13 protein-coding genes are annotated in these 12372 nt (G+C 37.4%); 6 read left to right on the forward strand and 7 right to left on the reverse strand.

Translation table 11 applies throughout. The features are described from left to right. On the forward strand, positions 1-967 hold a 967-nt coding region (locus B2X72_RS21910), incomplete at its 5' end, for a cytochrome-c peroxidase (protein ID WP_286851482.1). A gap of 105 nt (positions 968-1072) precedes the next feature. Here B2X72_RS21910 and B2X72_RS21915 read toward each other — a convergent pair. Together B2X72_RS21915 and B2X72_RS21920 are read right to left on the reverse strand one after the other, a co-directional pair. Then, entirely contained in the window at positions 1073-1585 is a 513-nt protein-coding gene (locus tag B2X72_RS21915; RefSeq protein WP_046675073.1) for a GNAT family N-acetyltransferase, read from the reverse strand. Positions 1586-1891: 306 nt separating this feature from the next. After that, positions 1892-2251 (reverse strand): response regulator, encoded by a 360-nt coding sequence (locus B2X72_RS21920; protein ID WP_046675074.1) that lies wholly within the window; start codon positions 2249-2251, stop codon positions 1892-1894. Positions 2252-2461: 210 nt separating this feature from the next. Between B2X72_RS21920 and B2X72_RS21925 the strand changes: the two genes are divergently transcribed. Then, a complete protein-coding gene (locus tag B2X72_RS21925; RefSeq protein ID WP_070566935.1) occupies positions 2462-3253 on the forward strand; it encodes an NIPSNAP family protein in 792 nt (263 codons plus the stop codon). 13 nt (positions 3254-3266) lie between these two features. On the opposite strand, the gene B2X72_RS21930 is transcribed toward B2X72_RS21925, so the two are convergent. The 4 genes from B2X72_RS21930 to B2X72_RS21945 form a co-directional block, all read right to left on the reverse strand. Further along, positions 3267-3668, reverse strand: coding sequence for a hypothetical protein (locus B2X72_RS21930; protein ID WP_070566934.1), 402 nt, complete (start codon positions 3666-3668; stop codon positions 3267-3269). 190 nt (positions 3669-3858) lie between these two features. Then, positions 3859-4725, reverse strand: coding sequence for an AraC family transcriptional regulator (locus B2X72_RS21935; RefSeq protein ID WP_236560262.1), 867 nt, complete (start codon positions 4723-4725; stop codon positions 3859-3861). 8 nt (positions 4726-4733) lie between these two features. Further along, a complete protein-coding gene (locus B2X72_RS21940) occupies positions 4734-5291 on the reverse strand; it encodes a hypothetical protein (protein WP_046675076.1) in 558 nt (185 codons plus the stop codon). 168 nt (positions 5292-5459) lie between these two features. Continuing rightward, positions 5460-6998 (reverse strand): ArnT family glycosyltransferase, encoded by a 1539-nt coding sequence (locus tag B2X72_RS21945; protein WP_070566930.1) that lies wholly within the window; start codon positions 6996-6998, stop codon positions 5460-5462. A gap of 232 nt (positions 6999-7230) precedes the next feature. Here B2X72_RS21945 and B2X72_RS21950 point away from each other — a divergent pair, with 232 nt between their 5' ends. The 3 genes from B2X72_RS21950 to B2X72_RS21960 all read left to right on the forward strand — a co-directional run bounded on the left by B2X72_RS21950 (position 7231) and on the right by B2X72_RS21960 (position 11086). Beyond that, complete coding sequence (locus B2X72_RS21950; RefSeq protein ID WP_070566928.1) at positions 7231-8157, forward strand: 2-hydroxyacid dehydrogenase; 927 nt, start codon at positions 7231-7233, stop codon at positions 8155-8157. A 150-nt stretch (positions 8158-8307) separates the two neighbouring features. Further along, positions 8308-10377, forward strand: a complete 2070-nt coding sequence (locus B2X72_RS21955; RefSeq protein WP_070566926.1) for a M48 family metalloprotease — start codon at positions 8308-8310, stop codon at positions 10375-10377. 118 nt (positions 10378-10495) lie between these two features. Beyond that, positions 10496-11086: a dihydrofolate reductase family protein gene (locus B2X72_RS21960; protein ID WP_046675080.1), complete on the forward strand. Its 591-nt coding sequence runs from the start codon at positions 10496-10498 to the stop codon at positions 11084-11086. Positions 11087-11137: 51 nt separating this feature from the next. On the opposite strand, the gene B2X72_RS21965 is transcribed toward B2X72_RS21960, so the two are convergent. Then, positions 11138-11635: a DinB family protein gene (locus B2X72_RS21965; RefSeq protein ID WP_070566923.1), complete on the reverse strand. Its 498-nt coding sequence runs from the start codon at positions 11633-11635 to the stop codon at positions 11138-11140. A 364-nt stretch (positions 11636-11999) separates the two neighbouring features. Between B2X72_RS21965 and B2X72_RS21970 the strand changes: the two genes are divergently transcribed. Beyond that, a partial coding sequence (locus B2X72_RS21970; protein ID WP_286851484.1) for a hypothetical protein occupies positions 12000-12372 on the forward strand: 373 nt, incomplete at its 3' end.

Genomic DNA, 12372 nt, shown 5'->3' on the forward strand with positions numbered 1-12372 from the left:
GATGTTTGATCTGAATGCATTTAATGTAGATGCCTTTAGCCCGGGACCAAAATTTCACTTCAGCAATGAAAAGGCCGTACTGGGAGAGAAATTATTTTATGATGTTGCTTTGTCAGGAACACATACGAGAAGTTGCGCTTCATGCCATCATCCGGACCTTGCATTTACAGATGGGTTGAACTTGCAAGTGGACATTCATGGTTCGGGACGTTTGCTCAAACGTAATACGCCTACTTTGCTCAATGCGGCCTTACAGTCCAACTACTTCTATGATATGCGTTCGTTGACGCTGGAAGATCAGATACACGATGTCATTGGTAATAAGCAGGAAATGGACGGCTCGGTAACTGATATCGTTCAATATGTTTCTTCGGATAAAATCTATCGGTCATTATTTAATAAAGCATTCAATACAGTGGATGGCCCAATCTCAGCAGAGCAGGTAAGCAATGCACTTGCTTCTTACATTCGTGGCCTGACCAAAATCAATAGCCGATTTGATGATTATATGCGTGGGGATAAGAACGCATTGTCCAAATCGGAAGTGAATGGGTTTAATTTATTTATGGGCAAGGGAAAATGTGCGACCTGTCATTTCCTGCCTTTATTCAACGGTGTTACACCGCCCAAATTTATTCAGAGCGAAGTCGAAGTCCTAGGAGTTCCAAAATCCATGAAAGATTCTGTGCTGGATTCGGATTTAGGCTACTATGATATCATTGGTGTTGATTCTTATAAATATGCTTTTAAAATACCTTCTGTCCGGAATGTAAAGAAAACTGCTCCCTATATGCACAATGGGATCTATCGGACGTTGGATGAGGTCATGGAATTTTATAATAATGGGGGTGGGGCAGGACTGGGGATCAAATTATCCAATCAGACATTGTCAGATGAAAATTTGCATCTGAGTGAAAAGGAAATGAAAGATATTATTGCGTTTATGGAAAGTCTCGAAAGCCAATAAAATGACTACGATTCAATATACGCATTCAAGATGGAAAAGCTGTTATTTTTACCATATCTTGGTTTGCCGGGATTGATCAACAGTCAAGTTAGTTAGCCTTACTGACTATAGGAATAAACTATAATACATGGAGTAGCCAGTTGTTCCGTCGAGCCATTGCACAAGTTCTTTATGACTATAATGAAAACCGGCTTTTTGGATAGCGGCTTTCGAAATCATATTTATTTCACGATGGCTTATCGTCAGTTTTCTTAATTGATTCTCGGTGGCCCACGCCATTCTTATTTTATACAAAAGACTCGATAGACCTAATTTTCTGTACAGCGGCTGTATGAAGGACTGACCAAAGTAGGCCTCTTCTTTATTCAACAGCAGCATGCTGGTTATCCCAATCATTTTTTCATTTTCGAAAAGACCAAAAACAATGCGTGGGTATCTTATGCGTTCTGCCCAATCCAAGTCAGATAGTTCTATTTCAGGAGGAGTGCTCCGTCTAAAAAGTGTAGGTTCGGTTTGAATTGACTCGATACGCATCGCTTTGTAAAGTGGAGATTCGTTCTCTGCAAGCTGACGGATATGGAATGAACCTGATTGAAATGCTAAAACGGGCTCTGACATAACGTAATTAATGCTGTCTTAATGATTATTTCTAATACTATAACGCGAAAGTATGTATTATTATTTATACTTCAAATGTGGTATAGCATTCCTTCTCAATTGCTGATTCCCGATGATTATGGCGCGACAACTACGACTATATATGCCTGCAATTGAGCAAGCCGCAATTGTATTAAAGCAACACATGATCCTATTCGTTTCAATGTGGCCTTATGCGCAATTAGGACATCAAAATATAAGTTTCAGGAGTAGCATTTCCGTAATGGTGCTAAAATATGTAAAGATGCTGAATTATAAGATTAGGAACTACAGTAGTTCGGCTATTCTATTTTCTAAGTCTTCTAAATCAAAGGGCTTGGCGAGATAGCTGTCTGCTCCGGCTTGCTGAGCTAGTGTTTCGATATCGGTATTAGCGGATAGATAGATGACAGGGATATTGCAATATAAGGGATGATTTTTGAGCAATCGTGTGGCTTCTACACCGCCTATTTTGGGTATCCAGTTGTCCATCAAAATTAAATCAGGATGTACCTCTTCTACTTTTTCGATAATATCATGAGACGTTTCAGAGACCGCCATATTATAGCCATTTGTTTCGAGGATTATAGTACATATTTCAAGGACATGTTTATCATCGTCCAACATAAGTATTGTTTTGTTTGACATGTTGCAGCTTTAAAAAAGGTGGAGCTAAATTAAATAAAAAGCTATTGCGAGAATAAGGTTAAAATACCGATTCTAATAAGTATAAACCCGTATTTTCGATATATAAAGATGAAAAAGGGAGTTAATTTGCTGGGTTAGTCTAATTTTGAACTTTCAAAAATAGTATTATCTTTATTTTTTAATTAATATCCAATGTTGTCCTGAATTCTAATGAAAAAATACATTTTTATTTCCAATTGGCATTTCATATTGCCGCTATTATTTATCATGGCAGGAAATTGCCTGTTCGCTTTTGAGAAATCGAAACAAGCGTATTTTCAATTGAAAGTATATCATTATGAGAACGATGAGCAGGAGAAAGTCATTGATCAGTATCTTGAATCGGCGTATTTGCCGGCATTGCATAAATTGGGATTTAAAGAGGTCGGGGTATTTAAGCCCTTAGAAAATGCTGCTGGTCAAGATAGATTGGTTTATGTGTTCATCAGTGCTGCAGACTTCAGTTTGCTGGTTAATTTGGATCAGCGGCTTGCCAAAGATCAAAAATACCTGGAGGCTGGAAAGGCTTATATTGAGGCAGGTTATAGTAATCCTCCTTTCAAAAGGTTGGAGACAATATGGATGAAAGCATTTGAAGGAATGCCCAAATCGGCGCTTCCTAAATTATCTGCTGAAAAAAATAAACGCATTTATGAACTACGCAGTTATGAAGCCGCAACCGAGCAGCTTTCTGCAAATAAGATAGCGATGTTTAACAATGGAGAGATCGATATTTTCAAAAAACTGAATTTTAATGCTGTTTTTTATGGACAGGTGATTGCTGGTAGCACAATGCCCAACCTGATGTATCTGACGGCATTTGAGAACATGGAAGATCGGAATATACATTGGAAAGATTTTGGACCTTTATACAAACCAATGCAGGATTTACCGCAATATCAGAATAACGTTTCCAAAAGTATAAAAGTACTGTTATATCCCACTGCATATTCTGATATTTAGTGGTTGAACTTGTTTATCTTCTCCTAACAAACAAATTGAATTTTTTGCACCAGTCAAAAAAGCTGGCTAACGCCTGTTTGTCCAATTTTTCAAAACTGTAAATCTTATGGGGATAGGGAAGGGCATTCGTATAAATGCCGGTATTTGCTAATATTAGCATCGGATTGCTGTTATTAATTTTGTCAAAATATTTGCCTAGGATGGTGTAGTGTGTTTTAAATAAGGATTCAACAGTTTCGTTATTAGGGACTAATGAAATGGTGTAATCGTAGTCATCATGTTGCATTTTTTCACAGTCGCATATCCTGTTTTTTCCTAAAGCAACTTCATTTCCACTGTCCCAAAAAAAATTTGCGACTTCAAAAAATAAATCTTTTTTGATATGCCCGACGGGCTCAGCGATAAAATATCTCATTCCTTTTCTCTTTTATTTGTGGTGTTCTTCTTGATATTTAATGGACTACAATCTCCTTTCTGTCGGATTTAGATAATCATTAAAGACGCTGTTCGAGTTGTCGCTAACGACGGGCTGAACCAAGCTTTCTAACACAAAGAAATACCAATTCGCTCTAGTTTAAAAGAGATAAAAAGTGGTAAATATTGGACTATTCAAGGTTCCTATTTCGAAAGGTAAGAGCTGTCATACCGGTTACTTTTGAAAATAGACGTGAAAAATATGGATAGTCGTCATAACCTAGCTCTACTGCAATTTCTTTTACAGATTTATTTGAATGGTAGAGCAAACGTTTTGCTTCTAATACAACGCGTTGCTGAATATGATAAGTAACGGGTTTTCCGGTTGTTTTTTTGAGACATTCATTGAGATAGGCCGTTGATATTTTCATTTTCTCTGCATATGCTCTAGGCTGTTTAATGTCAATAAAATCTTTATCTAACAGTGAACTGAACTGTTTGCTGATCAGTTCGAATCTAGACTGTGCATCACTTTTAGTTGATTGGATTAAATACTGCGAGATAATAAGTGCCGCGATGGTATTGCAGCTATCTTTCATTAGTGCAGTATATAGTTTTTCATGTCTTCTTTCGTTGATTTTTAAACAGGTGTCTACAGTCTGGGATAAGACCGCCATTGTATCCTGATCGATTTCGATGGGAGCAATCGTCGTAATATCCTTTAGCGCGTTTACGTAGTCTGAGTTTAGGTTTTCTACACTGATCATTAAGACACTAAAAGCGCTGTAATCCATAGCTAAACCCCGATGTACTTGGTAAGGCTGGATGATCATTACGGCGGAGGAGCCTAATTGATAGCGCTGAAAATCTACTTCAAATATTCCATTTCCCTCTTCAAGAATAAAAAACAAGTAGAAATCATCACGATGTGCCTGACTTATCTTATCTAACTCTAAATTTCTGACAGCATTCCTTTTTATAGCCATTCCCGAATTAAACTCATTAGGAAATGAATTTAATGGGATGGTATTATTTTTTTTTGAGGCTGACGGATTCACGCTCAAATTTAAACATTTGTCAAGATACTAATGATGTTTTTTCTATATCCGGGGTCTTTTTCTCGAAGTTCGAGAATATTGTGTTTTAAATCGATGTTGACATACCATTCCGCGTAATGATGTTTTTCATTTCCGTCGTCAAAGAAAACTTTAGCTTTAATATATTCTTCATCAAAATATTCCGGGTGCCCACTGACGATAAAGGCGGTCGATCCAATATTATCGTGCATTTTAAAGGATGTACCATCAATTTTAAAGAGGCTATTTAAGGCTTTGGTAAAATTGTCACTTAATTTGCCAATCGAATAGAAATTGATCCCTTCGCGATAAAACCTTTGTTTATCGACTTCGGTATCGACAATGCCCAATTTCATGTCGGGACGAAAGGCGATTGCCAAACCAACTATCTCTCTACCCCAAAGCCCCTTAGCTTGGACAATATGATGTTCGTCGTCATCTTTCCAGTATTTTGTGACGGTCAGCTGTAAATCTACAAAATCATCGTCTTCACTAACGTCAATCTGTCTCAAATTACTTTGTCCTTTCAAGAAATTCAAAAAGCGCATAATTATCCTGTTAATTTGGTGTTAAGCTCCATGGCGTAGTTATGATACCAGAAGATATACGATAAGTATCATTTGCGCTGGAAGCCTTTGGCTATTGAATTAAATATACTATTTTTTTTAATAAAAAAATAGACTGGAATTAGCTTAATCGCTTAAAAAATGATTTATTTACAAAGGAAGTTTCTTCGCTGTTTTTTCTGATGCGATCTCTTTGGAGATACGTTCATTGATATTGATTTTTGCATGAATAAAAGTGAAGATTACTGTGCCATATTCCCTGGCGTAGCTATTTGTAATGGAGTCGGCCAATATTGATTTGCCGAAGAAAGGACTTGTTATTGCTAGTTCTCTTTCTCGTTCCCAGCGATCTTTAATTCGAATAACATTGCGGTATGGTTTATTCAAATCAAACCAATTGATGTAGTCAGCATTGAATGAAACAGCCTTAATTCCGCGTTTGGAATAGTAGTTTATGGCGCCGGCCTGCCCATAATTGTCGCAAAGTACCAGCGTATTTTCCGATCTAGGTATTTGGTCATAGAGACTATCGACTTTGCGTGCAAGTTCTTGCCATCCCAACATATCCGCAAAATCTTGCGGGAGCGGATGCTCTTTACCGTCCTCCCAGGTCAACATACCATACTTTCTGTATTTATCGGGATGGTTCACAAAATATGCCGGATTTCTATTGGGAAATGCAATATTATAGACCGGAAGAAATAGGATCGCAGTTAAAGCGATCAAAATAGGTTTTAAAATCTGACCAGTTTTATTTTCCAAAAGTGATGAAATATAAACTGCGCCAAAAGCAAAATATATAGGGTAAAGACCTATTGCATAATAATCTTTAGCTCTTAGAAATAAGAAGATTCCAAGGGTGATAAAGAATGAGTAGAAGAACAGACGATATGTTTTAAATGCAGGATGTTTCAGCAGTGCATATAATCCAAAAATGAGGACGGGAAAGGTCCCGAAAAAAAACAAAAATTGAGAACGTATGAAGCTCCATTGGTTAACATGGACAAGTTGCGTATCTTGAAGTTCTTTGAAATGAACAAATACAGGAAAGTTATTTTTGTATTGCCATATTATATTGGGAAGGATAATTAGTATGGCGATGAGTATTCCGTAATATAGCTTTTTTTCTGTAAATATTTTTCGCTCCGGAACCAATGCGACTGCGGGGATCAAACCCAAGATCAGAAATACGATGTTATATTTATTTAGAAATCCAAGCGCAAAAACAATAGCCATATAAAATAACCACTTGGATTGTCTGTTGTTTAAATATTTTATTATACAGTAATATATGGAGGTCCAACATAAGACATCAAATGAATTAGGTTGATATAAACCATTCAAACGGAATAGTACAGAAAACATAATACAACAGCTTCCAAAGAACTGTGCAAATAGATTTCCTTTCAGCGATTCTATTGTTTTCCAAACGATAAGAATCGTTAAGGCTCCGAAAAGTGCCGGGAAAAACTTGATCCAAAAGACAGAATTGCCAAGTATTTTGATGAGATAGGAAATCCACGATGTTAATGGTGGTACGGAAAGGTAGCCCCAAGCTAAATGGTTTGCTTGATCTATATGTAAGAATTCATCGCGCTGCAATTCGTAGGTTGGGCTAATCAACTGGTATTGCATAATGAATTTAAAAATGATTAGGCTTATTAGGATAATTCGGTTTTTGAGTGCCATCTGAATCTATGTTTATGGATGTCCTCCACCAATTTACGATTAAAATAGATTCTAAACTTTGTTTTTTAATAGAATCGATTGTTTCAGCTAATTTGGGCAGACAGCTAGCCCACTGTTTTGTCTAAATAAAGGAAATCATCACAAAATTTTTTGAAAACGTAAGACTAAGAATCCCCAAGAAAGCAAACGATAGATCGGCATAAAATGTTATTTTCGTGTAAACCAACAAAACATGAGTATAGCATTAATACTGAATAGGGCCAGGGCCGAGGAGTGGAAGGTAGAAATCAATAAATATTTACCTGAAATAAAGGTGGAGATCTTCCCTGAGATTGAAAATTATGATGCGGTCGAATTTGCGCTTTGTTGGAAACCTGAAGCAGATTATTACACTCATTTTCCAAACTTAAAAGTTATCCAGTCTGGGGGCGCCGGAATAGATCACCTTTTTCCCAAAAGTGTTTCATCCCATCTCCGCATTTGTAGGATTATCGATCCCATGTTGAAAAGCGATATGTTTGAACATGTTTTGACTTGCTTGATGCATTCGATGAAGAAGTTTTCGGCTTATATAAACGAAAAAGAAAAGAAACATTGGCAGCCCTTGCTATACAAATCAATTGGTGAAACCAGGGTTACTATCTTAGGATTAGGCGAAATTGGTGGTTATGTGGCTGAAAGGTTGGTCCAATTGGGATTCAACGTAAATGGGTGGGCTAATTCACCTAAAAATCTTAAGGGAGTGAATTCGTTTACTGGAATGAAAAGACTTCGTTCTGCCCTTGAAGACACGGATTTTATGGTTAATATCCTACCATTGACCGATGCAACAAAGGGAATTCTAAGTTGTGATTTGTTCAATTTGTGCCCAAAAGAAACTGTACTCGTGAACGTTGGTCGAGGGGAACATCTCGTGGAAAGTGATTTGTTGGATGCAATTGATGGAAAGAAAATTGCCGAAGCATATCTGGATGTATTTCATCAAGAACCATTACCGCAAGATCATCCCTTTTGGGATTGCCCATCCATTGTGATAACCCCGCATGTTGCGGGTAGGACAAATATTGGCTCTTCCGTCTTACAAGTGGTGGATAACTATCGAAGAATGGTTGACGGGCGACCTTTGCTCAATGAGGTTTCTTTACAAAAAGGTTATTAGCAATTTAAGATGTACGTGGGTTTGCGGCATAATGCATTGATTGGTATTTTATCGGATAAGTTTGCAAAGTTGGATGCTGGAAACTTATAGGCAAATGGATTTTATTTTTTAGATTTATATAGTCAATTATCCTTGCTTTATAAACAATTTATGAAGGTACAAGTATCTACAAACTTTAGGAAACACGCGCGTAAAACAATTTTATCTATTGTTGTGTTTGCGATTACTTATGTTATTCTGCTGCTTTTCGCAATAGGTATTACAGTTGGTTTTACCATACTTGGAATAATGATTTTCACCGCCAAGCCCATGTTTTACACTGCAATTTTATGTTTGGGCTTACTCGCTACAGGTCTGACTATACTGTTCTTTTTATTAAAATTTGTTTTTGCGTCAACAAAAGTTGATACGGGACATCTTACGCAGATATATGAGCGCGACGAACCACAGTTATTCGCACTTATTCATGAGGTCGTAAAAGAAGTTGATACCAGCTTTCCAAAGAAAGTTTTTCTATCGCATGAGGTCAATGCATCTGTATTCTATGACTCTAGTTTTTGGAGTATGTTTTTACCCATTAAGAAAAATCTTCAGATTGGTGTGGGGCTGGTGAATGCAGTTACTCAACAGGAATTAAAGGCTATTCTTGCACACGAGTTTGGACACTTCTCACAAAAGAGCATGAAAGTGGGTAGCTATGTTTACCATGTTAATCAGATTATCTACAATATGCTGTATAAGAATGAATCGCTGGATAATATGTTTGATAAATGGAGCAACATCAGTGGATACACTGCGATTTTTATTGGCATATCAGTGTTTATTATCCAACAGATTCAGCATATTTTGAAGCATCTTTACGAATATGTAAATCTCAATTATTTGGCATTATCGAGAGAGATGGAATTTCATGCGGATGAGATTGCGGCACATGTTGCCGGTTCCCAGGCTTTGGCTGATTCGCTGCTGCGCTTGAGTTTTGCAAATCATGCACTAAATAATGTGCTTACCTTCTATGATAGCAAATTTTCTGAAAATATCCGCAGTCGCAATATTTATCCCGAGCATCGCTATGTCATGCTCCTGTTTGCGGAACGCAATAGATATCAAGTGCGAAATGGCTTTCCCCAGATCGAATTAGCGACTTTAAAAAAATATGATAAATCGAAATTAAATCTTGAAGATCAATGGTCATCTCATCCGTCGGATGAAGATCGGGTAAAGGCATTACAGCAGCTTAATATTGTCAAGAAAGAAATCAACAACGCACCTGCTATTGAATTGCTAGCTAATCGTGCTGCGGTAACAAACCAGATTTCGGACAAGTTGTTTGCGCAGGTACAGTATCAACATCCTCCTTCGCTGTTAGAAATAGCATCTTTCAGTGCGGATTTTGAAAATCGGATGAACAAGTATGCTGTTGATCTAAGATTCAATGATTTCTATGACTACAATCATCCTGTGCGAAAAGGTGAAACGCCAATTTTTCAGGAACAGTCAAAGCCGACTTTTGATGAATTATTTGCCGATAGTAGAGTTGACGCATTATATGAACTTAATAGCCTGAAAAATGATAAGTATGTCGTTGAAGCAATCGGCAAAGGCGAATTAAAGTTAAAGTCGTTTGACTACGATGGTATAAAATATCGTGCTGCGGATGCCTTCGAATTACTGGGGAAAATTGAAAACAATATTGTAGCTACGGAGCATAAAATTACCCTCTATAACCAACAGATCCACTCTTATTTTGCACGCTTAGCGGATAACCAGGGGATGTGTGAAGAGTTTGAACGGAGATATTATGATTTTGCTTTTTTCGATAAAAATTATGAAGAGGCAGAAAAACTTTATGCTGACATGACGGAGAACACCCGGTTTATATTTCAGACTTTGCCTTTCGCAGATATTGAGGCTAGGTTGCGAGACGTCAAACCTATGGAAGGGGAGTTAAAAAAGAAACTGGCAACACTTATGGCACTTCCTGGAAGCAAAGACGAATTGGATGATACGTTGCTTACGTCATTGGACACATATATCAATAGGGAATTAATCTATTTTAATGTAGATCGTTATAATGAGGATAATCTTCAAATTCTTTTTAATGCCATCTCGGTCTATAAAAAGTTATTGGATGATCAGCATTTCGCGAAGAAAAAGCACTATTTAGATTTTATGCTTACCCTTGAGGAGGGTAAGGGGCAGAAAAAAGAACTGTCGTAATTGCCCTTCTATATTGACGGTTTGTCCCCGCCGTACGTCGAATGAAATGGTTTAATTTTGAGAGACAGTAACCCAATTTTAAATTGGATTTGTTTTATTAAAAACTAAAGTTTTTGTTATGCGGAAATTAATAATGAAAATGTCTATTTCCATCGATGGATTTGTTGCGGGCATCCACGGTGAACTTGATTGGATGTTTAAAAGTGGCGACGATCATTCTAGCGCATGGGTTTTAAATATTTGTGAATCTGCCGGCATTCATCTAATGGGTCGAAAGACCTTTGAAGTAATGGCTTCCTATTGGCCTGCTTCGACAAATCCTTTTGCGGCAGCAATGAATGAAATCCCTAAAGCTGTCTTTACAAAAGAGGGCTATCATCCCAAAACAAAAGATTTCGCAGACAATACAAAGCTTCCTGCGAATTCCTCTTGGATGAATGCCCGGGTTTTTGATGCAGGTCTCATTGAAGGAATTAAAGCACTAAAAGCAGAATCTGGGAAGCCAATATTGGCGCATGGCGGAGCTGAATTTATGCGAAGTTTAATTGAAACCGGATTAATTGACGAGTATCATTTGATCACACATCCAATTGCATTGGGTACTGGGCTGCCCATCTTTGACGGTCTTTCCAAACCCTGTGAACTAAAGCTTATGCACGCGCAGGTTTTTCCAGGTGGTGTTGTCGCACATACCTATTGTCCGGCGTAGAATGAACATAATACATCTAGATGTCGTATGTTCATTCCAGCAGCTAGCTTTTTAGAAATTCAGTGAATCGGCAGAGGGGCCATAACTTGCCGGAAGGGGAATATCATTGAGTCTATAGTAAACACCTAATTGTGCCCTGTGATGTGTAATCTGGTTTAATGAGTGACGAATAGCACCGTATTTGCTCCAGCTTGCCAGTTCATGGCCGTCATTTTTAATGGTCCAGCTCGGAATCAAGTCTTCTTCCTTAGCTGTTTCTAAAGCATTTTTTCCGGCTTCGTAATCTTCGTCCAATTTTTTTAAGAGATCATCCCGGGTCAATAGACTTGTGGGCACATAAGCACTTTTGGCAAAGTCAAGTTCTGAAGTCTTTAAAATGGTACTTGGCCATTCGAAAACTTCGACTAAGTGGGTTGCCAGACGCATCATTTTCATGCTTTTTTCATGTGGGGCATATTCATTCTTGCCTTCAGGGAAAAGTGCAATAAAGTTTTTTGTAATTTGATATTCATTCGCTAATTCTTCTTTTAATTGTGGTAATGTTTCCATGTTTTTTACTGTAATAATTTAAAATTCGATTAGTTATCCTACTAATAGCCTTCGCACTGGAATTGTTTTTTCGTTTAATATTTTTCTTTTCCTACTAAGGTTAAACAAAGATATAATCACAGGGTGACAGCTATGTGTCAGTATGAATTATCGATTTATGATAAAAATAAAATAGTGACAGTTCTTATTATCTCATGTTGTTGAAAACTTGGACTGCAAAGTTTCGAGTATTTGTTTTTTTTATAACGTTTATTTACGCAAGCGCAGCAAATAATAAGGCAGGTCAAGCGAATTGTAAAAAGGGTGAAAATGAGCATATAGACTAAGTATATTTGATTGGTAATTAATTAAATAAAATAGAACTATGGGAAATAAGAAAGCAATATTCACTTTTGTAGGCCTGGTATTGGTTGCAGCAATTGGTATCGGTATATGGGCTTACCGTCTTTTGGGAAATATGGAGGCGGATCAGGAAAAAACAGAACAATTATCTTCCCGAATTTTAGCAGGTTTTGGCGATCATACCGCTATTTATAAATATCCAGTACAATTGTCCACAGTAGACTGGGGGAAGAGCTGTCTAATTCTTGAAAATGGCGGTGCCGGTGATTTGGGAATAACTTATAAGGAAAAATGGAACGAGGCATTGGGAACAGTAGATAATTATCCCGGTGATGCTGTCAAAGGCATTGTTATGATAGCGATGGACATGCAGGAAAAAGGTGAGTATGTTAATA

The organism is Sphingobacterium sp. UBA7253 (genome assembly GCF_002472745.1).
Classification (GTDB): Bacteria; Bacteroidota; Bacteroidia; order Sphingobacteriales; family Sphingobacteriaceae; genus Sphingobacterium; species Sphingobacterium siyangense.